The organism is Aquirufa sp. 5-AUSEE-100C1, assembly GCF_054558655.1.
The window spans coordinates 203,308-224,476 of sequence record NZ_JBPXKO010000003.1 but is presented as its reverse complement, the minus strand read 5'-3'; the positions used below and the strand labels follow the sequence as shown (position 1 = coordinate 224,476).

General features: G+C 43.2%; 27 protein-coding genes and 1 pseudogene. 16 read left to right on the top strand and 12 right to left on the bottom strand.

What is annotated here, in order from left to right; all coding sequences use genetic code 11:
- Position 1: 1 nt before the first annotated feature.
- The 4 genes from ACMH5P_RS08015 to ACMH5P_RS08000 are packed head-to-tail and all read right to left on the bottom strand — an operon-like array spanning position 2 to position 3,685.
- Positions 2-667, bottom strand: a complete 666-nt coding sequence (locus ACMH5P_RS08015) for a DUF1349 domain-containing protein (RefSeq protein ID WP_459493832.1) — start codon at positions 665-667, stop codon at positions 2-4.
- Positions 668-670: 3 nt separating this feature from the next.
- Positions 671-2,368: a GMC oxidoreductase gene (locus ACMH5P_RS08010; protein WP_459493831.1), complete on the bottom strand. Its 1,698-nt coding sequence runs from the start codon at positions 2,366-2,368 to the stop codon at positions 671-673.
- 2 nt (positions 2,369-2,370) lie between these two features.
- On the bottom strand, positions 2,371-3,267 hold the full coding sequence (locus ACMH5P_RS08005; protein ID WP_459493830.1) for a sugar phosphate isomerase/epimerase family protein: 897 nt from the start codon (positions 3,265-3,267) through the stop codon (positions 2,371-2,373).
- 52 nt (positions 3,268-3,319) lie between these two features.
- Positions 3,320-3,685, bottom strand: coding sequence for a putative periplasmic lipoprotein (locus ACMH5P_RS08000; protein WP_459493829.1), 366 nt, complete (start codon positions 3,683-3,685; stop codon positions 3,320-3,322).
- A gap of 44 nt (positions 3,686-3,729) precedes the next feature.
- Here ACMH5P_RS08000 and ACMH5P_RS07995 point away from each other — a divergent pair, with 44 nt between their 5' ends.
- The 3 genes and pseudogenes from ACMH5P_RS07995 to ACMH5P_RS07985 all read left to right on the top strand — a co-directional run bounded on the left by ACMH5P_RS07995 (position 3,730) and on the right by ACMH5P_RS07985 (position 4,742).
- Positions 3,730-4,086, top strand: coding sequence for a bleomycin resistance protein (locus ACMH5P_RS07995; RefSeq protein ID WP_459493828.1), 357 nt, complete (start codon positions 3,730-3,732; stop codon positions 4,084-4,086).
- A gap of 4 nt (positions 4,087-4,090) precedes the next feature.
- Positions 4,091-4,450, top strand: a pseudogene (locus tag ACMH5P_RS07990) (DUF2200 domain-containing protein).
- Positions 4,451-4,454: 4 nt separating this feature from the next.
- Positions 4,455-4,742, top strand: a complete 288-nt coding sequence (locus tag ACMH5P_RS07985; RefSeq protein ID WP_459493827.1) for a hypothetical protein — start codon at positions 4,455-4,457, stop codon at positions 4,740-4,742.
- A gap of 4 nt (positions 4,743-4,746) precedes the next feature.
- On the opposite strand, the gene ACMH5P_RS07980 is transcribed toward ACMH5P_RS07985, so the two are convergent.
- Entirely contained in the window at positions 4,747-5,904 is a 1,158-nt protein-coding gene (locus ACMH5P_RS07980; protein WP_459493826.1) for a helix-turn-helix domain-containing protein, read from the bottom strand.
- A 123-nt stretch (positions 5,905-6,027) separates the two neighbouring features.
- The gene (locus tag ACMH5P_RS07975) at positions 6,028-6,696 is read right to left on the bottom strand and encodes a hypothetical protein (RefSeq protein ID WP_459493825.1); all 669 of its coding nucleotides are present in this window, start codon (positions 6,694-6,696) and stop codon (positions 6,028-6,030) included.
- Positions 6,697-6,767: 71 nt separating this feature from the next.
- Here ACMH5P_RS07975 and ACMH5P_RS07970 point away from each other — a divergent pair, with 71 nt between their 5' ends.
- Genes ACMH5P_RS07970 through ACMH5P_RS07960 form a run of 3 tightly spaced genes read left to right on the top strand, consistent with a single transcriptional unit; the run spans position 6,768 to position 8,232 of the window.
- Positions 6,768-7,670: a magnesium transporter CorA family protein gene (locus ACMH5P_RS07970; RefSeq protein ID WP_459493824.1), complete on the top strand. Its 903-nt coding sequence runs from the start codon at positions 6,768-6,770 to the stop codon at positions 7,668-7,670.
- A gap of 53 nt (positions 7,671-7,723) precedes the next feature.
- Positions 7,724-7,978 (top strand): type II toxin-antitoxin system Phd/YefM family antitoxin, encoded by a 255-nt coding sequence (locus ACMH5P_RS07965; RefSeq protein ID WP_459493823.1) that lies wholly within the window; start codon positions 7,724-7,726, stop codon positions 7,976-7,978.
- Positions 7,975-8,232 carry a Txe/YoeB family addiction module toxin gene (locus tag ACMH5P_RS07960; RefSeq protein ID WP_459493822.1) on the top strand — a complete coding sequence of 86 codons (258 nt, stop codon included), beginning with the start codon at positions 7,975-7,977 and terminating at the stop codon, positions 8,230-8,232. Before ACMH5P_RS07965 ends, ACMH5P_RS07960 begins: the two co-directional genes overlap by 4 nt.
- 6 nt (positions 8,233-8,238) lie before the next feature.
- Here ACMH5P_RS07960 and ACMH5P_RS07955 read toward each other — a convergent pair whose 3' ends face one another.
- Both ACMH5P_RS07955 and ACMH5P_RS07950 read right to left on the bottom strand, forming a co-directional pair.
- Positions 8,239-9,192, bottom strand: coding sequence for an alpha/beta fold hydrolase (locus ACMH5P_RS07955; protein ID WP_459493821.1), 954 nt, complete (start codon positions 9,190-9,192; stop codon positions 8,239-8,241).
- Positions 9,189-9,404, bottom strand: a complete 216-nt coding sequence (locus tag ACMH5P_RS07950; protein ID WP_459493820.1) for a DUF4287 domain-containing protein — start codon at positions 9,402-9,404, stop codon at positions 9,189-9,191. Before ACMH5P_RS07950 ends, ACMH5P_RS07955 begins: the two co-directional genes overlap by 4 nt.
- A gap of 60 nt (positions 9,405-9,464) precedes the next feature.
- Here ACMH5P_RS07950 and bla point away from each other — a divergent pair, with 60 nt between their 5' ends.
- Positions 9,465-10,196 (top strand): subclass B1 metallo-beta-lactamase, encoded by a 732-nt coding sequence (gene bla, locus ACMH5P_RS07945; RefSeq protein ID WP_459493819.1) that lies wholly within the window; start codon positions 9,465-9,467, stop codon positions 10,194-10,196.
- Here bla and ACMH5P_RS07940 read toward each other — a convergent pair.
- Positions 10,182-10,448 (bottom strand): 4a-hydroxytetrahydrobiopterin dehydratase, encoded by a 267-nt coding sequence (locus ACMH5P_RS07940; protein ID WP_459493818.1) that lies wholly within the window; start codon positions 10,446-10,448, stop codon positions 10,182-10,184. The genes bla and ACMH5P_RS07940 overlap by 15 nt on opposite strands.
- 20 nt (positions 10,449-10,468) lie before the next feature.
- Here ACMH5P_RS07940 and ACMH5P_RS07935 point away from each other — a divergent pair, with 20 nt between their 5' ends.
- Together ACMH5P_RS07935 and ACMH5P_RS07930 are read left to right on the top strand one after the other, a co-directional pair.
- The gene (locus ACMH5P_RS07935; RefSeq protein WP_459493817.1) at positions 10,469-10,960 is read left to right on the top strand and encodes a hypothetical protein; all 492 of its coding nucleotides are present in this window, start codon (positions 10,469-10,471) and stop codon (positions 10,958-10,960) included.
- 60 nt (positions 10,961-11,020) lie between these two features.
- Positions 11,021-11,452, top strand: a complete 432-nt coding sequence (locus ACMH5P_RS07930; protein ID WP_459493815.1) for a QcrA and Rieske domain-containing protein — start codon at positions 11,021-11,023, stop codon at positions 11,450-11,452.
- A gap of 165 nt (positions 11,453-11,617) precedes the next feature.
- Here the strand turns inward: ACMH5P_RS07930 and ACMH5P_RS07925 are convergent, their stop codons facing one another.
- A complete protein-coding gene (locus ACMH5P_RS07925; RefSeq protein ID WP_459493813.1) occupies positions 11,618-12,529 on the bottom strand; it encodes a LysR family transcriptional regulator in 912 nt (303 codons plus the stop codon).
- 259 nt (positions 12,530-12,788) lie between these two features.
- Between ACMH5P_RS07925 and ACMH5P_RS07920 the strand changes: the two genes are divergently transcribed.
- Genes ACMH5P_RS07920 through bioD form a run of 5 tightly spaced genes read left to right on the top strand, consistent with a single transcriptional unit; the run spans position 12,789 to position 17,517 of the window.
- Positions 12,789-13,760 carry a sodium-dependent bicarbonate transport family permease gene (locus tag ACMH5P_RS07920; RefSeq protein WP_459493812.1) on the top strand — a complete coding sequence of 324 codons (972 nt, stop codon included), beginning with the start codon at positions 12,789-12,791 and terminating at the stop codon, positions 13,758-13,760.
- A 1-nt stretch (position 13,761) separates the two neighbouring features.
- Entirely contained in the window at positions 13,762-14,604 is an 843-nt protein-coding gene (locus ACMH5P_RS07915) for a DUF6671 family protein (RefSeq protein ID WP_459493811.1), read from the top strand.
- Positions 14,605-14,610: 6 nt separating this feature from the next.
- Positions 14,611-15,561, top strand: coding sequence for an L-threonylcarbamoyladenylate synthase (locus ACMH5P_RS07910; protein ID WP_459493810.1), 951 nt, complete (start codon positions 14,611-14,613; stop codon positions 15,559-15,561).
- Positions 15,558-16,901, top strand: coding sequence for a dihydroorotase (locus ACMH5P_RS07905; protein WP_459493809.1), 1,344 nt, complete (start codon positions 15,558-15,560; stop codon positions 16,899-16,901). Before ACMH5P_RS07910 ends, ACMH5P_RS07905 begins: the two co-directional genes overlap by 4 nt.
- A gap of 4 nt (positions 16,902-16,905) precedes the next feature.
- A complete protein-coding gene (gene bioD, locus ACMH5P_RS07900) occupies positions 16,906-17,517 on the top strand; it encodes a dethiobiotin synthase (RefSeq protein WP_459493808.1) in 612 nt (203 codons plus the stop codon).
- Here bioD and ACMH5P_RS07895 read toward each other — a convergent pair.
- Positions 17,504-18,064 carry a dihydrofolate reductase family protein gene (locus tag ACMH5P_RS07895; protein WP_459493807.1) on the bottom strand — a complete coding sequence of 187 codons (561 nt, stop codon included), beginning with the start codon at positions 18,062-18,064 and terminating at the stop codon, positions 17,504-17,506. The genes bioD and ACMH5P_RS07895 overlap by 14 nt on opposite strands.
- Positions 18,065-18,066: 2 nt before the next feature.
- The gene (locus tag ACMH5P_RS07890; protein WP_459493806.1) at positions 18,067-18,594 is read right to left on the bottom strand and encodes a VanZ family protein; all 528 of its coding nucleotides are present in this window, start codon (positions 18,592-18,594) and stop codon (positions 18,067-18,069) included.
- A 103-nt stretch (positions 18,595-18,697) separates the two neighbouring features.
- Between ACMH5P_RS07890 and ACMH5P_RS07885 the strand changes: the two genes are divergently transcribed.
- Complete coding sequence (locus tag ACMH5P_RS07885) at positions 18,698-20,317, top strand: sodium:solute symporter family transporter (protein ID WP_459493805.1); 1,620 nt, start codon at positions 18,698-18,700, stop codon at positions 20,315-20,317.
- Between the two features lie 17 nt (positions 20,318-20,334).
- A complete protein-coding gene (locus ACMH5P_RS07880; RefSeq protein ID WP_459493804.1) occupies positions 20,335-21,162 on the top strand; it encodes an inositol oxygenase family protein in 828 nt (275 codons plus the stop codon).
- Positions 21,163-21,169 lie beyond the last annotated feature (7 nt).

The window sequence follows — 21,169 nt, the reverse complement described above, 5'->3', positions numbered from 1 at the left end:
GTTATTCGCCCAAATAAGGGTCTTTGATTTTTTTATTTGAATATGTGATTTCACTAAAGGTCACGCTGCACTCGGTCCCCGTAGGCGATTGCGACAAAAAGCCAATCTTCAAATTCTTCGTGCTATCAAAGGTAAAGTGTCTAAACAAATACCAGTTTTTACCCGTCTGAGAATAATATAGTGTAATCACGTTGTCCGCCTTGGCGATTTTAAAATACACCTTGTTGCTATTGATTTCTACGGAATTACAATCGTCCGAAATGCCTTTGGTTACGACGCTGACCACTCGCCTAGCTCCCGTATAATCCTTTTCAAAACAACATTTTACCCAGTTCAAACTGTCTTGTTTCAACACGAGTGCACCTCCATCCCACTTGTTCGCAAAGGCGTGTTCCACCGCCGCAGTAAACACGAAATTCGAATCCGCTTCAAACAATAATTTCGGGGCATTGTCAGTATTGTAGGTAACATTCGGATCCCGGAACATGTCGGTCTTTTCTCCAGAAGTAATGCGGAGAATGGACTTATTGATCGTAAAAGATTTGGCTTTGTTTTCCCAATGCAACGCTTTGGGAATACCCGGAATTTCTAATTTTTGGCCCATCGTTTTGTTGTTCATCATTAAACTCAAAATGGCAATAAATAGGGCGAATGGTATTTTATTCATGAGTTAAAAATTGCGTTTTTTCTTTTCTTTGACGGCATAATCCACCGCCCTTGCCGTCAAGGCCATGTAAGTCAAGGACGGATTCTGTGTCGAGGTCGAGGTCATGCATGATCCATCCGTCACAAACACATTCGAACAATGATGCATTTGGTTGAAGGCATTCAGCATCGAAGTCTTTGGGTCCTTGCCCATGCGGACTCCACCCATCTCGTGATTCTCGTTTCCAGGGAGGCGTTTGGTATCGATTAATTGGATGTTATGGAAACCTGCCGACTCATACATGTCCGTGAACTGCTGGTGAAAGTCCTTCAACATCTTCTCGTCGTTCTCATCATAGCCAATCGAAACCCGAAGCTGCGGCAAGCCATATTTGTCTTTGGCTTGTTCATCCAAACGTACCGTCGAATGCGCCTTCGGAATCGTCTCGCCCATCATGCCCACATTAATATGCCAGTTGGCCAATTTCGGTTTAACCAAAGCCTGCTTCAAGGACTCTCCCATCAGGTCTTGGGCGTTCTCCACTGCCCGACTCGCCGTTAGGTTACTCGCATAACCCCGCAAGAAATCGGTCTCCTGCTGGTATACATTTCGGAATCTGGGTATATACCCCGAGGTAGGCCGTTTGCCTTCCGTGGTGACGTCCAGCATTCCGTCAAACTCGGCGGTGATCCGACCGCGATACGAATGAAATGCCATGTGCGTTCCCAAAATGCCTGAGTCATTTCCGAGGCCATTCGGGAAGCGGGATGAAGTCGAATTCAACAAGATTAGATTGGTCGCCAAAGGGGATGCATTCACGAAAATCACAGAAGCAAAATACTCCTCCATTTCGAGGGTTTGGGCATTGATGACGCGTACCCCCACCGCCTTTTGCTTTCGCTCATCGTAGATGATGGAATGCGCAATGGAGTGTTCCTTTAGCGTTAAATTTCCGGTTTGATAAGCAGCAGGTAAAGTAGCCGAATTGCTGCTGAAATAAGCGCCGTATGGACAGCCGCGTTCGCATAGTGTCCTGCTTTGGCATCGGCTTCGACCTACCGTCAAATGAATCTTTTCGGCTTGACTTAAATTCGCCGTGCGGGCGCTGATGACATGACGGTTCGGGTATTTGTTTTTGACAGTTTTGCCAAAGTGACTCTCCACGCAATTCAATTCATAAGGTTTTAAAAACTCGCCGTCAGGTAAGGTTTCCAAGCCATCTTTATTTCCAGAAATACCGGCGAATTTTTCAACATAAGAGTACCAGGGTGCGATATCTTGATAACGAATGGGCCAGTCGACCGCGAAGCCATCGCGTGCCGGACCGCTGAAATCAAAGTCACTCCAGCGCTGGGTATGTCGGCCCCACAAAAGCGATCGACCACCTACATGATAAGCTTGAATCCAATCATAGGGTTTGTCTTGGATGTAAGGCTGTTCGCCGTCTTTCGTCAAGAAGTGTGAAGTCGCTTCGGAAAAGATGTAGTTCTTGCTGGCGGTTTTGTATTCCTTTTTGAGGTCAATCGGCGCCTGTCCGCGGTGTGGATATTCCCAGGGATTCAGCATGGCCGTGGGATAATCGATGACGTGTTTCACGTCCCGACCACGTTCTAGGACCAAGGTTTTTAGCCCTTTTTCGGTGAGCTCTTTCGCGGCCCAACCACCGCTGATTCCCGAGCCGATGACGATCGCATCAAACGTACGTTTTGCTTTGCTGTCCATGGTTAAACCCAGAAGTTTGAAAAGTTTTTGGCATAATGCGGAATGGCAATTTCCGGATCTTCAATTTCCGGATGCCAATGTTTCTCCCATTCAAAACTGTAATAGCCCGAATAGCCTCCGGTTTTTAAAGCATGCAAGGCCTCTTGGACGGGAGCGTTTCCTTGTCCCAAGAGGGTATATTTTTCACCGCTTCCGCTAAGGATAGCGTCTTTGATGTGGGTATGCAGAATGTATTTTTTTAGGACTTGGTAAACCTGGGCTGGAGGTTCTTGGGTGACCGACCACATATTAAAGAAGTCCCAAACAAGCCCAATGTTCTTGTGATTCGTTTCCTCCATGATGTGTAAAAGCATATCGCTTTTGATGACCTTTCCATGGGATTCCAGCAGCACTTTCACTCCCGTGTTTTTGGCGAAATCCCCTAATTCTTGAAGGGCGCGAATGATGGCATCCACCGTCTCGTTTTCAGGTTGATCTTTAGGTAAGTCATTCGGAAAGACCCGGATAAATGGACAGCCCAATTGGCTCGCGAGTTCAATGTATTTTTTCGCCTCATCGAGGTTGTTTTGGCGCTTCGTTGGATCGAGAAAATGCATGTTTGCCGATGACCCCAAATTCACAATCTTCAATCCGGCGTCAGCGACTTGTCGGCGAGTCGCCCCCATATTCGTCGCCAAAAAAATGGGATTATTGGGCAGATCCAAATCCCCTTTGACTCCCCGGATTTCAATCCCTGCGTAGTGATTTGCTTGGGCACGTTGGAGGACTTGTGTAAAATCCCAAGCAGGACAACCGAGTGTCGAAAAAGACAGCAGCGGTTTTTTGGTCTTTGAAAAATCAAAAGCAGAAAGGGCCAAAAGCCCGGTGCTTTGTTTTAAAAATTCCCGACGGGTGTTCATAGGTTTCAAGTTAGCTCCTTGAAATTTAGTAATTTATGATGAGTTTATCGAACTAATTTTGATAACCCATCGACAGGCCTATGTCGCCTTTTACGACAAGCTCAACACTTACTTCCTTATCGGTATTATTTTCAATTTTCAATGCGGTATTTTGTTCGACGCGTATTTGTATCATTTGATTTGGGCCAACGCCAAGGGGTGAATGTTTTCCGCCGCTGATGGGTGCTTGCCAAACGGTAATCGGTGAATTTGAAATATTTTTCAACTTTACCCCAAATTTCCTATGTTCATTATTGCCCAAAATGAAAGTATCATGTGCCTTGATGAACGTTGTTGAATGCAGTTTTTGGAAGGGTAATGCAGCACATGCCGATAACATTAGGCACGCGATGATTAGCAAATAGTGTAGTTTCTTCATTAGTTTGTATGTGATTTCTATTCCTTAACTCAACTATTAACTTTATGTTAGCTGACATTGTTCCGAAACTACCCATGCGCAATAAAAGTGAGACACAGGATTTTTACATTAATCATCTTGGGTTTAAGGAGTTGAACGATTACGGCGATTATATTCTTTTACAGAAGGATCAGATTGAGATTCATTTCTTTGAATTTAAGGCATTAAATCCAAAGGAAAATTATGGACAAGTATATATTCGTACATCGAATATCGACGATTTTTACCAAAGCCTAATCCATCAAAATTTACCTATTCATCCGAACGGTCCATTGCAAGTAAAGCCTTGGGGACAAAAGGAGTTTTCGTTGTTGGACCCCGACAACAATCTATTAACTTTTGGTCAAACCCTTCATTCCTAACGGCATGAAAGAGACTCCTGCACATATCGAAAAAATGGCGAAGTTAAGTTTTGCATCGGTTTATCCGCATTATGTAAATAAGATTGAAAGAAAGGGTCGAACCGTTGTTGAACTTCATGAAGTGATCAAGTGATTGACCGGATTTAATGCAGACGACCTTAACAAACTAATCGAAGAACAGGCCTTGTTCAGTACGTTTTTTGAGCGGGCCTCTTTGCATCCGAATGCGCCTTTAATCAAAGGGCTTATTTGTGGCTATCGGATTGAAGAAATAGAAGATCCATTGACTAAAAAAGTGCGCTATTTGGATAAGCTGGTCGACGAATTAGCCAAAGGAAAACCCATCGAAAAAATCTTACGTTAAAACTATGGATAGCAAACAATTATTTATGGATTCTTTGTTGGCTGACGCCCCTCCGGCTCATTTTTCTGCAATTTTAAAAAGCCTGTGGTTTGATGCGAAAGGGGATTGGGAAAAGGCGCACGACCAGGTCGACCAATTAGGAGGTTCGGATGCGGCTTGGGTGCATGCCTATTTGCATCGCAAGGAAGGGGATCTCTGGAATGCGGATTATTGGTATGCCCGAGCAAAGAAAAACAGGCCATCCATATCCTTGGAGGCTGAATGGGAAAGCCTTGTTGGCCATTTTGCTTAGTTGGTCAGCCCTTTAATTCTTTCAGGAATTCTGACGGTGTTTGATTCATGCAAGCGATAAATGCTTTATTGAAATTCGAACGGGAAGAAAATCCAGATTTGGTGGCGATGGTTTCGATGGTATATTTTGACCATCGACCCGATTTAACCTCCGAAACGGTATATTCGATTCTCAATTTATTTTTCCAGTCATTGAAATTAGTATGCAGAAAGTCTTTGTAGTATAGTGAAATTTGGTGCGCGGGAATTCCAGTCTCTTGTGTGATTTTAGTCACCGTAAACCCCTTCTCTAAAAAACGAGAATCTTCAATATATGCGCGGATAATTTGATCGATTTCCAGCAGCCGCTCTCGAGAGATAATGGAATCTTCTGTTCGGCCTTCTTCATTTACTTTTTTGGTAGGCTTTTCAACCGTTACTTGTTCCCGAAATAGAATTTGAGGGAAAAAGAGTAGAAGTAGATTTTGAGCAGCGGATAAATAATGGAAGAAATTATTGACTGTTTTGAAAGAGATACTTGTAAATAGGTTTATATCAAAACTTTGTACGAGTAATTTATTCAAGATAAAAATGAACGAGAGGCTGTTTAGCAAGGTTGCGATGGCCAGGACCATGACCATAAAATTTCGTTCATTGAACTTGGCTTTTTGGAATTCTAATTCATGTCGTTCATTGAGATAAACACTGACCGAGTAAAGGATGAATAATAAGTTAAAGATGGGTCTGAATAAGGATTGATAGTAATAGGGAAGAAAAAGGAGTTTTGCTTGATATAAGGCTTCTGCATTTTCCAATATGGATCTACCAATTATTAATTTTTCGGAAAATGGAGTAATTAGGTAGGGAAAAACATTAACTAAAATAGCCAAAAATGGCATAAAGAATAAAAGGTAGCGGCCCTTAAATCGATAATCCTTACGGTGACTAATTAGGTATAAATGAAGGAATGGTAGTGTTAGAAAATAAAAGGGAGTAAAATTGATAGCAAAAAAAGCAGCTAACGTGGCATTTTCATGTTCGAAAATGATGTAATAAATCAGCGAAAATAAATTTGCAAACAGCAAGTATCCAGCCAAAAAGGCATTCATACTTTTCTTGTAAGATGAAAAAATTAAGATAATCCCCGCAAAAATAAACCCTAAAAGGGAAACGTTTAGGAGCATGGGTTAGGTTGGAATTAGAACACTTCGTGCGAATATAGAATATTTTTTCAAATATTTCCTTTTCACTTATTAAACGGTAAAAATTGAGGTCAATAGGGTGAGCTTTCTTTGGTTAAAAATAGATTAATTTAAATTCAAGCCAAAACTTAAGCCAATCCAAGGTTTTTGATGGTAAATCCAATTGTTTTGATTCGAATCAAGTAAGTGATCCCAGCCATAGGCTACCCCCACCGTGAAGTTATTGATAGCGATGATGCCGGCAATTCCTTTGGTCATTAGGATACCTTGGTATTCATTAATAATTGCGGAATTTGTTACATCTGCGTTTATGACCGAATTTCCGATTCCGATTAGTCCTCCCAAAGAGAACCCAACATGTTCAATTGATCGGTTTCTTGTACCACTGGGTTTTATTGGGTAGTTTATTTTAAATAAATCATTTCGTAAACCAAGGTATAGCGAAGCATTAATTTCACTTATTAATTGGTTCGGGATATTTTGTTGGCCGCCACGAAACTTGACGGGAATAGTTAAAACGTCAATATCAAAGCTTGCTTTATGTAACAAATATGATTCGTCTTTTGTATTTGTAAGAGGAATATGGAAAATCGCTTTTTGCTCGCTAAACCCAATCAGGGTATCAGCGTGATTTTCTATATAAACGGCTTTACGTTTTTGAGTATTGATGTAAGTAAAATTTCCATTGGTAAGTTCATTTTTGGGTAGTTGTTTTAATACGCCACAGCTACTGAATAAGAAACTTACGATTGAAAATACCAGAATTAGTCGCATATGAAAAAGTGTATGCTGCAATTTAACTTCTTTCTTTGTATAATTGAAAAGACAATAAATAAATCAAAACAATGGGAATACACGTTCATGTCTCGCCAAACCAGCAAATCACCTGGGTGGATGTTTCTGCTCCTACCAAAGAAGAATTGGAGGAGTTGAGTAAAAACTATGCCTTGAACCCCTATGCGATTTTAGCTTGTTTGCAGCCGGATCATTTGCCGAAACATGAAGACATGGATGGCACGCATTTCATCATCACACGCGCTTTAAGCCAGCCCTTGCCCAAGCAAACGATTTCGATACAAAGCATCTCGACGAAGATTGCCTTTTTTTATCGCAAAGGGCTGTTGGTGACTATCCATCGCAAGCATCATGATTTTATCCCTGATGTTCGTGAGAAATATTTCGAAACGGGAATTTATTTAGAGGAAGAACTTATTGTGGCCAAATTACTTTGGCACATCTTGCATTCCTATGAGATACAAGCCGTTTACCTTTCCAATGAGATGGATGTCTTTGAGAATAAAGTATTTTCTCAAGAAGTAACCCCGCACATGCTTTCGGATTTATACCAAATGAAACGAAAGGCCTTAATCAGCAAAAAACTCTTGCTATTTAGTCAAGAAGCGGTGAGTTCATTGAAGTTGAATTCCGGCGATTTAACCGTCATTCAAGACGATCGAGACTTGCATGTCAAGTTGATGAATATCTACGACCAAATCCACGAAGATGTCTCAAACTTGGTAAATTTTTACCTTTCCATCTCCGCCCAAAAAACAAATGACGTCATTAAGGTCTTGACCATTTTCTCGGTCTTCTTCATGCCGCTGACCTTTATAGTGGGAATTTACGGCATGAATTTTGAGCACATGCCCGAATTAAAAAGCCCTTATGGCTACCTAGGGGTTTGGCTTTCCATGGTAGGAATTAGTGCCTTTATTTATCTCTGGTTTAAGCGGAAAAAGTGGTTGTAAATTATTGAGCTATTAATTTTAAATACATATATTTGTACATAAAATTGTACAACATGTTAACGACTACTTTATCGGATTTCAGGAAGGATATTAAATCGTACCTTGATCGAATTACTAAGAGTTTTGATACCTTAATTATCAATCGCGGAAAAGACTCAGGTGTTGTCATCATGTCGCTTGAGGAATATAATTCACTCCTAAATACACAGCATGAGTTATCATCTCGCAAAAATCAACAGCGATTAGATGAATCAATACAAGAATTAAAGGCCGGGAAAAAACTTGAGAAAAAACTCGTAGTCGAATGAAAATTGTTTTCACGTCTCATTCATGGGAGGATTATCTCTATTGGCAGAAAATTGATAAGCAGAAATTAAAGCGTATCAATGAGCTAATCAAGGATATTACCCGTAATCCTTACGCAGGTATTGGCAAGCCAGAGGCATTAAAATATCAATATGCTGGATTTTGGTCGCAAAGAATTGATGAAGAGCATCGGCTTATCTATCGGGTTGTCGATGAGGAAATTCAAATTGCCAAATGTCGCTTTCACTACGACTAAACGCATTTATTTCACAAATCCCGCAATCGAAGCCGCTACTTTACCTGGCACCTCTTCCATCGGAACGTGGCCCACATTCTTATAAATTTCGGTTTGGCTTCCTTGAATATCGCGCTGAAATTGTGCGACGTTATCCACGCTGATGAGGTTATCCTTGTCGCCCCATAGAATGAGAGTCGGTGTTTTAATATCCTTGATCCGAGCAATGTTGGAATTTAAGAATCGCTTCGAATTTCCCTGGAAAGAACCTTTAAATATCAGCAAAGCTGCCGCGCGGTTTCCCTCCCGAATTGCAAAATCGTGAAAGCGTTCTACTTGCTCATCCGTCACCCGAGCCTGATCATAATAAACGGTCTCCAAACTTTTACGAACCAAGAATTTTGGTGTAGCGTACAACAATAGATTATTGATAACGGGCGTCGAGGCAATTGTGAAACCTAAAGATCCACTCTCTCCTTTTTTCGGATATCCAGCTGCATCAACGAGGACCATTTTGGCAAGACCTTGTGGGTTATGCAAGGCATAGTTCCAAGAGATCGCACCCCCCATCGAATTACCCACCAATATAAAGCGCTTGATCTTTAATCGCGTCGTAAAGGAATCGATGAATTTCGAATAATAATCAAAATTGTAGGCATTCTCCGGCGAGGGACCCGTCAGGCCAAAGCCCGGCAAATCCAAGCTAATTACCCGCTTTTTATCTTTCAAACCAATCACTACGCTGTCCCAAGTATTCAAGGACGAAGACATGCCGTGCAATAAAATCAAAGGTGTCGAATCCGACTGAATTCCTTCATCGCGGTAATGTACTTTCATGCCTAAAATCGGCATGAACTTGGAGTCTTTGTTGGCATACAAGGGAATCAATTCCTCCAGCGGCCGATCTCGTTCACATACAATAAACAATAAAATGAAGATTAGGGCTAAGAAGCCTCCGAGTATTTTAGCGATTGTTTTCATTCGTTTGTTTTTCCTTTTAATAAGGCGAAAATAGCCATGGCATGTCCATGTCCTAAATCGAATTCATCCTTTAGCCAATGGGTTATTTCGGTGGCTTTTACACAAGGGGCACCCTCTTTAACAAAGCCTTTTTCTTCGGCCATGGCTTTAAAATCTTCCGGACCTTTTCCGGTCTTTGCCTGTATGTTGTCGAGGTAGGCTTGAAAGGACACGGTATTGTGATTTATGGCCCAAAACTACGGCAATCTTTCGAATATTTGCTAGCTTTAAGCATGAAAAAATTGTTATTAAGTTTTGGGTTTTGGCTTGTGTTTTCATCGCTTTGGGCCCAAGAAAAATCCTGGGATTTAACCAACGTCATCATTACCCAGTTGACCGAAAATACCTTCGTTCACACCTCTTTTCTTCAAACTAATGATTTTGGGAAAGTCCCTTGCAACGGTCTGGTCGTTCGCAGCGGATCGGAAGTGGTCATTTATGATACGCCCACAGATGATGCGGGTTCGAAAACATTAATTGATTGGATACAAAATACCCTGCATGCGAAGGTAAAATACATCATCCCGACACATTTTCACAACGACTGCCTAGGGGGCCTGCAGGCCTTTCATGACCAAGGAATTCAGTCAGTCGCGAATCAAAAAACGATTGAATTGGCTGAACTGAATAAGGTTGTGGTTCCGAAGCAGGGCTTTGGCCAACAAACCAATTTGGCCTTCGGGAAGGGCCAAGTTGCTGTTCGCTATTTCGGGCCGGGGCATACGCAAGATAACGTGGTTGGGTATTTTGACAAAGAACAAGTGCTCTTTGGAGGCTGCCTGATTAAGGAATTGGATGCGACCAAAGGGTATTTAGGCGATGCGCTTGTCGGAGAATGGTCGGCCACGGTGGAGCAAGTTAAAAACGCCTACCCAAAACTAAAGTGGGTTGTACCTGGCCATGGTCAGGTGGGCGATGTATCGCTCTTGGATTACACGATTCAATTGTTCTCAACGCGCCAGTAGCTCCGCGGCGAATGTTTCGTATAGGGTGTCCAAGAACCGAGCTAATTCCCAGTCTTTTTCAGTCACCTGATTTCCGGCATCGTGCGTCGTAAGTTTGACATGCAACTGATTGTAGGTATTCGTCCAAATGGGGTGATGATTTTTTTCGCTGATAAACGGAGTGGCCAATACCATGAAGCGCATGACATCTTCGAAGCTATCTAGCACAAAAGTTTTTTCGAGGGAATCGTTATTCTGTTGCCAGTGTTCCATGATTAGTTTAAATTTCAGCTATGAAACCAAGCATACTCCTGATTGTTTTGCTGTTGACGGCAAATTTATCAAACGCACAAAGTTCGTTGCCCGACTCGAAAACCCTCGCATCCAGTGTGGGGAATTGGAAAGGTACCTTAACCTATTTAGATTACAGTTCAGGAAAGCCTTTTTCGATGGCCGCTAATCTGATCATTCGTCAGACAAAGGATCAATCGGGCTACATTCGCCGTTTCGAATACCCGAAGGAACCGCATGCAAATAGTTCAGATACGCTATACATCACAAACCAACAATTTGGGGATGGCCAAATCGTTTCTTTCCAACAACGTGCGTCTGGAGATTTTACCTTGGTAACCGAGCGACAAGGCCAGGATGGGAATGATCATAAACCGGCTCGAATTCGACTGACTTATCACATCTCGCCGAATAAATACCAGCTTATCAAGGATGTGCTTTTTGAAGGATCATCGACTTGGATTAAACGACATGAATATCTTTTTTCACGCTAACGTAAACTTTTTCGATTAAATCGAGTTTAGCATCTGCACTTCACTATAAATCAGATGCTTATGAAACGTGGCGAATTTTTATCTACCCTAGCAGGACCTATTTCCATGGCTTGTTTCGCTTGTTTGGCGAGCGCATGTTCCAAAGATGATAATGGCGCTCCCAGTATGGTAAACAACCCTGGGACATCTTCGGGCTTTACCATTAATTTGGATTCAGAATTAAAATCCGTCAATACCTTCGTGGCGAAAAGTGGTTTTATCGTCATTCGTATAGCTACAGGAAATACAGCAGCTAGTTTTGTGGCCTTTTCATCGGTCTGCCCACATGCAGGAGCGACCGTGGAATACAACGCAACCACATCATCCTTTTTATGTGCGGCGCATGGCTCTACATTTAATTCCGCAGGCGATCGATTGCAGGGTCCTGCACCGAAAGGGTTGAGTAGATTATCGATTGAAATTACAGGTACTACCTTACGTGTGAGCGCCTAGAAATATAAATTTCGTTTATAATTATCATAACGAAATTAATTTTTTTTAATGATTTTGCCTGTTTAAGTTTGTGACGTTAACAATGAACAGACAGGTTACGTTTGAGTAATTTAATTAATGAAAAAGGGTTGTACATTAAAGCCAGGCTAATTTGCCTGGCTTTATTTATTCAAAGTGTTTTTGTCTAATGGCATCCTTTTCTTCCATGACATAATTTAGGAAAGCCTTGGCCACCGGGGAGGGGCTTTTCTCTTTATGCCAAACGAGCTTCCAAGAGGATTTAATGGGTAAACCATCGTAAGGGATGATGGCCAACTGGCCATTTTTTATTTCATTTTTGATCCCATACATCGGCATAATCGAATAACCTAAGCCCGCCATGATGGCTTGCTTAACAGCTTCGTTCGACATCAATTCAATTTTTTTCAAGGTTTGAATACCCTTCTTCTTTAAGAATCCCTCCATAATTTTTCGGGTTCCGGAACCGTTTTCTCGGAATATTAACGGCAACTCTTTGGTAAAGGCCTGAGGAGAAAAAGTGGGGTTCAAGGCGGCTGTTTGAACATTGCCAACTAAGTATAATTGGTTCTCTAAAATGTCAATGTATTCAAAACTCGGGCTCTCTAAATTGGTAGAAATTAAACTGAAATCTACTTCATTATTCTCCAAACTATGAATCACTTTTTCACGATTCGTCACTTCAATACTGATTTCCACACCCGGATTCGATTTCAAGAATCCCGTTAAGAAATAAGGCATTACATATTTACCTGTCGAAACAACTGAAATCTTCAAACGACCCAAGAGCTGATCTTTGAAAGCCATCGTTTTGTAGTTGATGGCATAGACCTGATCGATGATGCTTTCGGCCGACTTGGCGATTTCCAACCCAAAATCGGTCACATAAATCTTTTTTCCGATGATCTCAATTAAGGGAATTTCGAATTGAGCCTGGAAGTTTTTCACCTGTATCGAAACCGCTGGCTGCGTGAGGTTTAACTCTTCCGCCGCCTTTGTGATGCTCAACGTTTGCACCACCTTTAAATAGATCTGTAACTGATTTAGGGTATAATTCATAAATAATCATGATGTATTGTATAATAAACTTAAATAAAAATTATTTAATCGAGGCACCTTACTTTGTAAAAAATATACCTTGATGCATTTAACCAAGCGAAAAATTCAAATTACGCTTCACTTTTTGGCCTTATTTCTCGGCATAATAGCCTTCCTGCAAGTGGAAGATCCCATTTTGGATAAACTTGGGATTAGCCTTTTAATCTTCGTGAGTTTAAGCCTAATCAAGTGCCTTCAAGAACCCAATTAACCTGCATTTATGTCAAATTTCGAATTACTTATATTTAATCTTAAAAATCCCACCCTCTTATTTTTTCTTCTCGGGGTCGTTGCTAAAATCATCAAAAGTGACCTCGAAATTCCTTCCGCCTCAAAAAGCTTTATTGCACTCTATTTGCTCTTTTCCATTGGATTTAATGGAGGTTCAGAATTGGCAGTAACGGGTATTACCATGGAGGTTATTGCGCATTTGTTATTTGGGCTCTTTTTAGCCACGCTCATTCCGATCTATTCATTTTTTATCTTAAAAACGAAGCTTAATTCCTTCGATGCCGGTGCCATTGCGTCCTCTTATGGTTCTGTGAGTGCAGTTACCTTTGTTACCGCCGCGGCTTTGTTGGAAATGAATAAATTGCAAGTAGGCGGCGAAATGGTCGCCGTGATGGCATCCATGGAATTTCCGGCCATCATCATGGGAGTTATTTTAATGAATATGTTTCCGGATCGTTCCCCGATCAAATCCGAAAAAGCACCCTGGCGTTCCGCGCTAAAACACTCCCTAACAAATGGTAGTGTGTTGATGATTTTCGGAAGCTTGTTGATCGGCTTTATCTCTGACTCCCATCAATCTGAGGGTATAAAACACTTCACCTCCGATATCTTTAAAGGATTTCTTGCCATCTATTTATTAGACATGGGGATGGTAGCCGCCAGTCGCTTCTCCGCCTTTCGAAAACAAGGCCTATTTTTAATTGGTTTTGGAATGCTCATTCCACTCATCAATGGTGTGCTCACGGCCTATTTCAGCCAATACATCACGGGTAACGAGGCAAACCGTTTCGTGTTTGCGGTCCTTGCTGCCAGTGCCTCCTACATTGCAGTTCCTGCTGCCATGCGTTTGGTAGCTCCCAAAGCGGACCCAGGAATCTATATTCCCATGGCCCTGGGTGTCACCTTCCCGTTTAATATTACCATCGGTATGCCCCTGTATTTGTTGATCGTCCATGGATAGTATGCAGTTTTTTCAGGGAAGAACCTTGGTGGTGGCGAGCCAACATGCCAAAGAAAGCGTGATTGGCCCTCGCCTCTCGAAGGCTTTTAACCTAAAGGTTTCATCAGCCCCCAATTTAGATACCGATGCGCTCGGAACTTTTTCCGGGGAAGTTGACCGACTACTTTCCCCCATCGATGCCGCACGCGCGAAGTGTCAGAAAGCCATAGATTTAACGGGTTGTAATTTGGCCATTGCGTCCGAGGCGTCCTTTGGACCACATCCCATCTATCCCTTTGTAGCTGCCCACGAAGAAATTCTGTTGATGCAGGACCGGAAAAATGATTGGGAGTTTGTCGTGAAGACCCTCGAGACAACGACCAATTATAACACGTGGACCATCCGTTCGGTGGAAGAACTGACGGATATCCTCGAGCCCGCTAAATTCCCCAGCCATGCCTTAATTGTCAAAAAATCAGCGTCTGATGCGAGTCATTGTGTGAAAGGAATTCAATCAAACACCTTGCTGGAGGAGACCGTGGAAGATTTTTTACAACGTTATTCAATTTGCCAAGTAGAGACCGACATGCGTGCGATGCATAACCCAACGCGCATGGATGTCATCGCCCGTTTGACGGATCAAATAATCGAGCAAATCAACACAAGCTGCCCTCAATGCGATGCGCCTGGTTTTCGAATCAGCGATATCATTCGTGGATTGCCGTGTGCGATTTGTGACCATGAAACGCGCGGAATTCGCGCAGAAATTTATACATGCTCACACTGTCTGTTTGAGGAGCCGCGTAAAAAAGTTGGTTCTCCCGAAAAAGAGGACCCCATGTATTGTGATTACTGTAACCCTTAATTCATTATGATTACCTCTGATATCAAAATTATTCGAGAGCGACTATTAGAGGGGGATGTCATCGGACTTCCCACCGAAACCGTCTATGGCCTTGCGGCAAACGTATTTAATTCGTCGGCCGTGAAACGCATCTTTGAAACGAAACAAAGGCCAACAACCAACCCGCTCATCGTTCACGTAGCATCCATTAGCCAAGCGCGTGCCCTCGTGAAAAATTTCCCTGAAAAAGCATTACTTTTGGCTAAGGAATTCTGGCCTGGTCCCATGACACTTATTCTCCCGAAGAATCAAACAGTGAGTGATTTAGTGACAGCCAACCATACCCGTGTCGCGATTCGGATTCCTAGTCATCCACTTACCTTGCAACTATTAAATCACCTCGATTTCCCGCTCGTAGCACCTAGCGCGAATCCCTTTAATCGGATTAGCCCTACTACCGCGGAACACGTGGAGTCTTATTTTCCATCGATTTACACCTTGGACGGCGGACCTTGCCAGTCGGGCGTCGAATCCACCATCCTCGGCTTTGAAGACGACGAGGTTGTCCTTTTAAGACATGGAGCCATTCCCATCGAGGCCATCGAAGGAGTTGTAGGCCGAATCTTAAATCGAACACATTCCAGTCAGGAGGGAGCATTACCTGGCCAACATAAAAAGCATTATTCCCCCAACTGCGAGTTGATCGTCACCTATGAACCCCTGTTCATGTTAAGCGCCGTCAAGAACAAACGCGTTGCCATCGTTTGGTTTCAGTCGATTCAGATTGAAAGTATCGACGTAGAGGTCAATAAGGTTTTATCACCTTCTGGAGATCTTGCGGAGGCCGCGCAGCATATTTTTTCCGTGCTGCATGAATTAGACCAAATGGGTATCGAAATGATTATCGTCGAGCGACTACCTGCCCATGGGTTGGGATTAACCGTTAATGATCGATTAGATCGCGCTGCTGCCAAATGAAAAAATACTTAATCACGAACGCCCGCGTTGTCAACGAAGGCGAAATAAAAGCATGCGATGTGCTCATCGCTGGGGATCGCATCGAGCGAATCGCCCCATCCATCTCGGATTCTACGGCGGAGGTCATTGACCTGGCGGGTAACTATTTGATCCCCGGCATGATTGACGACCAAGTCCATTTCCGCGACCCCGGATTGACCTATAAGGCGGATTTGGAAACGGAGTCCCGGGCGGCTGTCGCCGGAGGGGTAACCTCCTTCATGGACATGCCAAATACGGTTCCGAATACCTTGACCCGGGAATTGTTGGAGGAAAAATACCAACAAGCCTCGCAGAAATCCTTGGCCAACTACTCCTTCTTCATGGGTATTACGGCAGCTAACCTAGAGGAGGCGTTGCGGGTAGACAACGAAAGTGTTTGCGGCATTACGGATGATGGGCTCTACCTGGAAAAGCAGGAAATTCTCGCCAATAACCCCGAATACCTTGAGAAACTTTTCTCACGGGCAGAAACCTTGGTTGCCTTGCATAGCGAAGATGATTCCATTATTCGGGAGAATTTAATCGCAGCGAGGAATCTATTTGGGGACGATATTCCCATTGAGATGCATCCCAAAATTCGTACGGTTGAGGCATGTTTGGAGGCCACCAAACGGGTGCTGGAAATTCAGGCACGATACAATAACCGACTGCATTTGTTTCATATTTCTACGGGCGAGGAGGCAAAATTATTTTCGAATGATTTGCCCACCATCGAAAAACGTGTCACTGCCGAAGCCTGTGTGCACCACCTTTGGTTTAACCATGCGGATTACCGGGAGTTGGGGAGTAAAATCATGTGGAATCCCTCGGTGAAGTGGGAGGACGACCGACAAGAATTATTGCGCGCGGTGCAGGATGGTCGATTGGACATTATAGCCACCGACCACGCTCCTCATGCCTTAACAGAAAAGTTTGGGCATTACCTACAAATTAAATCGGGCGCACCGATGGTTCAACATGCCTTGGTGGTTTTATTTGAACTCTTCGCGCGAGGAGAATTGAGCTTGACCTCACTCGTGGAAAGAACCAGCCATCGTGTTGCGGATTGTTACCGCATGAAAGACCGCGGTTATATTCGCGAAGGTTATTTCGCAGATCTTGTGGAAGTGGAAACGAATCATCCTTGGGTAGTCACCCCTGATTCTTTGCACTATAAATGTGCTTGGTCACCATTGGTCGGCGCGCGTTTTCAATCCGTCATTAAACGAACCATCGTCAGTGGAAACCTCGTATACGAATCGGGGAAATTCGTTTCCGACCAAAAAGGACAAAGACTTCAATTCGCCAAAATCAGATAAATCCATGAAACAAGTATTCATCACCGGAATCGGAACCGACGTCGGGAAAACCGTTATTTCCGCCATCCTAACCGAACATCTCCAAGCCGACTATTGGAAACCGATTCAGTCGGGGGATTTACATAACTCCGACAGCATGAAGGTAAAAGCGTTGATTTCAAATTCGAAATCTGTTTTTCATCCCGAGCGCTACCGCTTAAACAATCCCTTATCTCCGCATGCTTCGGCAGAGATCGATGGGATACGAATTTCCTTGGATGATTTTGAGTTGCCTCAGTCGGATAACAATCTGATTGTAGAAGGTGCCGGAGGACTCTTCGTTCCGATTAATGAAAAAGATACGGTTATCGATTTAATCGAGCACTTGAACATTCCGGTGGTTTTGGTCTCCCGAAATTACCTGGGCAGCATTAATCACACGATGCTTTCCATCGAGGCCTTGAAGGCGCGCAATATCCAGATTGAGGGGATCATATTTAATGGGGCTTTGACGCCGGCCACGGAACGCTTTATTGAAGAAAACGCCAACATCCCGGTACTGTTTCGGGTAGAAGATTTACCGGAAATTACCCCGACGATCATTCAAGAAAAGGCGGGAAATATCAGCCCATTTTAACGTTAATTTCAGGCTTTCGCTCAAAGACTTGTTGGGCCATCCCATTGTCATAGCAGGTAGAACTAACGCATTGAAATGCCAGCGGATTTTCGAGTTCCCCAAACAATTTGACACCATTCCCCAATAGTACGGGAATGGTCGTTATGGTCATGGACGAAACTTTATCTGCCTGCAAAAAAGATTGAATCACCAGCCCGCCATCGAGGTATAAATGGGTATATCCTTTGGCTTTGATTTGCTCCTCGACTTCGTGCAGATTTCCTCGGACGAGAAAAGCCTGATCGGCTAATGCGGCAGGAATTTCTTGGAGTGTTTGGCTCCAAATAAAGACCGGTTTGGTGTAGGGCCAGGCAATGCCAAATCCAAGCACCGTTTCGAAGCTTTTTCGCCCCATCAAGAGGGCGTCTATGCGGTCCATAAAGGCGCAATACCCCATATCGGAATTGCTGGGTATGGGATAAGTATCCAGAAAATGTACCGCCCCTTGGGCGTCTGCGATATAGCCGTCGAGACTGGTGGCGATGAATACGTGGTGGGTACTTTTCATTGTTATACGGGATTTTCAAAAGGGGCAGAAAATAGGAGGTAATAGACTGTACCTAAACCGATTAGACAAAAAAGTAAAATTAGCCCGGCATTCACATATTTTATTGCCATCTGTTTATGCATCCAAAAACCCAATACACCACCAAGCCCATTTAAGATAATGTCATCCACATCGAATATTCCTACGCTTAAACTTATCTGGATGATTTCAATCAGTCCGCAACATGCGCAGGAAAGGAGCCAAATTTGGCCTGAATGGATTTTTGGAAAGCATATTGGAAGTAAAAAACCGATGGGAGAAAGCAATAATAAATTACCCAAAATATTAAGTCCGGAAATCAATAAACCCTTTTCCCCATTTAGGTAAGCAAAGATGGTATGTAATGGGATCCAATTGGCCGTACCCGACTCTGCTCCCCCAAAATAAAATCTCATTTTCCCTATTAAAATCATATCCATGTCTTTTAATACCACAAACTTGATTAAGATTAGTAGGTAAAAAAGGAGCGTGATTTTTGATAAAAGCTTCATAAAAATTTAAATCGTCTTTGCCCAAAGGTAAATTAAAAAGGGATAAAATGGGTATTTAATTGAATTTCAGTAAGTTTGGAATAAAGAACCTATTTAAACATTGATGAAGCAATTACAATCCCTAGACTACCTAGTCTTTTTCCTGTATTTTATATCCGTAACAGGCTATGGTTATTGGGTTTATCAGAAGAAAAAGAAAGCCGAAATCTCTACTAAAGACTTTTTCCTCGCCGAGGGTTCCTTGACCTGGTGGGCTATCGGAGCGTCGCTTTTAGCATCCAATATTTCTGCCGAACACTTTATAGGGATGTCGGGCTCCGGCTTTGCCATAGGTTTAGCCATCTCATCTTATGAATGGATGTCGGCCGCCGCACTCGTCATCGTCGCCGTATTTTTCATTCCCATCTTTTTGAAGAACAAGATCTACACGATGCCGCAGTTTTTGTCGCAGCGCTACAACAATACCGTCGCGACAATCATGGCCGTTTTTTGGTTATTACTCTATGTCTTTGTGAACCTAACTTCGATCTTGTATTTGGGGGCCTTGGCGATTGAAAGCATTACGAATATTCCATTCCTTTATGCGATGATCGGCTTGGCGCTCTTTGCCATTTTCATCACCTTGGGAGGTATGAAGGTGATTGGTTACACCGATTTTATTCAGGTGATTGTCTTGATTTTCGGGGGCTTGGTGGTGACCTATTTGGCCTTGGACATGGTGTCGGATCGATTCAACAGCGGAGGCGTTTTCGGGGGCTTGTTGGAGTTAAGGTCGCAGGCCGACGACCATTTTCACATGATCTTTTCGGAGGGCGATAAGTATTACGATGCCTTGCCGGGTTTCGCGATTCTGTTTGGCGGGATGTGGATTAATAATTTGAATTATTGGGGTTGTAATCAATACATCGTGCAGCGGACCTTGGGGGCAGATTTACCAACGGCCCGTTCGGGTATTTTGTTTGCCGCATTTTTGAAATTATTGATGCCTTTGATTTGTGTGATTCCAGGCATTGCCATGTATGTGTTATACCAAAATGGAGCCTTCCAAAACGAGATGACCTTGGGTGGTGTGATCAAGCCCGACCATTCGTATCCTACACTCATGAACCTACTTCCGGCGGGTTTGAAAGGACTTTCCTTTGCGGCGTTGACCGCAGCGATTGTGGCGTCATTGGCCGGGAAAAGCAATAGTATTTCAACGATTTTCAGCTTGGACATTTACAAAAAATCCTTGAATCCGAATGCCTCAGAAGCTCAAACCGTTTGGGTTGGACGCATCGCCATTTGGGTGTCCTTTGCCGTTGCTTTGTTGATCGCTCCCCAATTACGCCAGTTGGAGCAAGCCTATCAGTTCATTCAAGAATATTCCAATTACCTCACACCGGGCGCATTCGCCTTGTTCTCGCTCGGGCTTTTTTGGAAACGTACCACCTCGACCGCAGCGATTGTCGCGGCCGTGGCATCTATTCCCTTGGTCGTGTTATTTAAAAATCTGCACACCTTTATTGGCGGCAATCCGATACCTTTCTTGAACGTGACAATGTGGGTGTATGTGATCTTGGTACTTTTGATGGTTTTGATTTCGTTGGCTGATAAATCGAGCGTGGATAATCCGAAGGGATTGGCGGTGGAGCGGGCCGACTTCAAAGTAAGTAGCCAGTTTGCCATCATATCGATTTTAATTATGGGCATCGTAACGGCCTTATACACCGTATTTTATTAATTTATATCTTTGCCTTTATGGATACTATCGCAAAAGAAAAATCTGAGTTTCGTAATTACGAACAGGGAGATATTACCGCTGCTGTGAAAGAGCACTATCGAAAGATGCGTTCACGTCAAACCTATGACTATGTGCAGCGCATGAAGAAAAAATATTTAACTTTTGATCACCCGATGGACCTTTGGGAAATGATGGAGCGTTTAAATGTTTTGGTGGATGTTTCCGATCCCGATTTAAATCTTCCCAACATCATTCACCTGTTGCAATCTGCGGAAGGACTTCGTGCCGAAGGAAGACCGGATTGGATGCAATTGGTGGGCTTGATTCACGATTTGGGCAAGGCGATGTATTTATTTGGAAGCGATGAAGATGGCACCTCACAAGCTGAGCAATGGGGCTTGGTAGGCGATGTGTTTGTGGTGGGATGTAAGTTGCCAGATTCTTGTGTTTATCCGGAGTTTAATGCTTTGAATCCCGACATGCAGGATCCGCGTTATAATACGGATTTAGGTGTTTACGAAGCGGGTTGTGGATTGGATAATTTACACTTGGCTTGGGGACATGACGAGTATTTGTATCAGGTTTTAAAGAACCATAAGGATAATAAAATTCCCGAAGCGGGGATGGCGATGATTCGTTATCACTCATTCTATCCTTGGCATTCCGGTGGAAGCTACCGCCAGTTTATGACAGCCAAAGACGAGCAATACATGGAGTGGATTCGCGATTTTAATAAGTACGATTTGTACACCAAATCACCTGTCGTTCCTGTATACGAAGAGTTGAAATCGTACTACATGCCGATTGCCGAAAAGTATTTGGGTAAGGGGCCGATCAACTGGTAATGACAGT

What these genes read in the sequence shown, in the direction of transcription:
- ACMH5P_RS07935 (WP_459493817.1), top strand. Translation starts at nt 10,469, where the DNA reads ATGAAACCAAGCATACTCCTGATTGTTTTGCTGTTGACGGCAAATTTA.
- ACMH5P_RS07910 (WP_459493810.1), top strand. Translation starts at nt 14,611, where the DNA reads ATGATTACCTCTGATATCAAAATTATTCGAGAGCGACTATTAGAGGGG.
- ACMH5P_RS07955 (WP_459493821.1), bottom strand. Translation starts at nt 9,192, where the DNA reads ATGAAAACAATCGCTAAAATACTCGGAGGCTTCTTAGCCCTAATCTTC.
- ACMH5P_RS08005 (WP_459493830.1), bottom strand. Translation starts at nt 3,267, where the DNA reads ATGAACACCCGTCGGGAATTTTTAAAACAAAGCACCGGGCTTTTGGCC.
- ACMH5P_RS07885 (WP_459493805.1), top strand. Translation starts at nt 18,698, where the DNA reads ATGAAGCAATTACAATCCCTAGACTACCTAGTCTTTTTCCTGTATTTT.
- ACMH5P_RS08015 (WP_459493832.1), bottom strand. Translation starts at nt 667, where the DNA reads ATGAATAAAATACCATTCGCCCTATTTATTGCCATTTTGAGTTTAATG.
- ACMH5P_RS07960 (WP_459493822.1), top strand. Translation starts at nt 7,975, where the DNA reads ATGAAAATTGTTTTCACGTCTCATTCATGGGAGGATTATCTCTATTGG.
- ACMH5P_RS07995 (WP_459493828.1), top strand. Translation starts at nt 3,730, where the DNA reads ATGTTAGCTGACATTGTTCCGAAACTACCCATGCGCAATAAAAGTGAG.
- bioD (WP_459493808.1), top strand. Translation starts at nt 16,906, where the DNA reads ATGAAACAAGTATTCATCACCGGAATCGGAACCGACGTCGGGAAAACC.
- ACMH5P_RS07880 (WP_459493804.1), top strand. Translation starts at nt 20,335, where the DNA reads ATGGATACTATCGCAAAAGAAAAATCTGAGTTTCGTAATTACGAACAG.
- ACMH5P_RS07920 (WP_459493812.1), top strand. Translation starts at nt 12,789, where the DNA reads ATGTCAAATTTCGAATTACTTATATTTAATCTTAAAAATCCCACCCTC.
- ACMH5P_RS07985 (WP_459493827.1), top strand. Translation starts at nt 4,455, where the DNA reads ATGGATAGCAAACAATTATTTATGGATTCTTTGTTGGCTGACGCCCCT.
- ACMH5P_RS07940 (WP_459493818.1), bottom strand. Translation starts at nt 10,448, where the DNA reads ATGGAACACTGGCAACAGAATAACGATTCCCTCGAAAAAACTTTTGTG.
- ACMH5P_RS07980 (WP_459493826.1), bottom strand. Translation starts at nt 5,904, where the DNA reads ATGCTCCTAAACGTTTCCCTTTTAGGGTTTATTTTTGCGGGGATTATC.
- ACMH5P_RS07905 (WP_459493809.1), top strand. Translation starts at nt 15,558, where the DNA reads ATGAAAAAATACTTAATCACGAACGCCCGCGTTGTCAACGAAGGCGAA.
- ACMH5P_RS07915 (WP_459493811.1), top strand. Translation starts at nt 13,762, where the DNA reads ATGCAGTTTTTTCAGGGAAGAACCTTGGTGGTGGCGAGCCAACATGCC.
- ACMH5P_RS08010 (WP_459493831.1), bottom strand. Translation starts at nt 2,368, where the DNA reads ATGGACAGCAAAGCAAAACGTACGTTTGATGCGATCGTCATCGGCTCG.
- ACMH5P_RS07895 (WP_459493807.1), bottom strand. Translation starts at nt 18,064, where the DNA reads ATGAAAAGTACCCACCACGTATTCATCGCCACCAGTCTCGACGGCTAT.
- ACMH5P_RS08000 (WP_459493829.1), bottom strand. Translation starts at nt 3,685, where the DNA reads ATGAAGAAACTACACTATTTGCTAATCATCGCGTGCCTAATGTTATCG.
- ACMH5P_RS07970 (WP_459493824.1), top strand. Translation starts at nt 6,768, where the DNA reads ATGGGAATACACGTTCATGTCTCGCCAAACCAGCAAATCACCTGGGTG.
- ACMH5P_RS07975 (WP_459493825.1), bottom strand. Translation starts at nt 6,696, where the DNA reads ATGCGACTAATTCTGGTATTTTCAATCGTAAGTTTCTTATTCAGTAGC.
- ACMH5P_RS07890 (WP_459493806.1), bottom strand. Translation starts at nt 18,594, where the DNA reads ATGAAGCTTTTATCAAAAATCACGCTCCTTTTTTACCTACTAATCTTA.
- bla (WP_459493819.1), top strand. Translation starts at nt 9,465, where the DNA reads ATGAAAAAATTGTTATTAAGTTTTGGGTTTTGGCTTGTGTTTTCATCG.
- ACMH5P_RS07925 (WP_459493813.1), bottom strand. Translation starts at nt 12,529, where the DNA reads ATGAATTATACCCTAAATCAGTTACAGATCTATTTAAAGGTGGTGCAA.
- ACMH5P_RS07965 (WP_459493823.1), top strand. Translation starts at nt 7,724, where the DNA reads ATGTTAACGACTACTTTATCGGATTTCAGGAAGGATATTAAATCGTAC.
- ACMH5P_RS07930 (WP_459493815.1), top strand. Translation starts at nt 11,021, where the DNA reads ATGAAACGTGGCGAATTTTTATCTACCCTAGCAGGACCTATTTCCATG.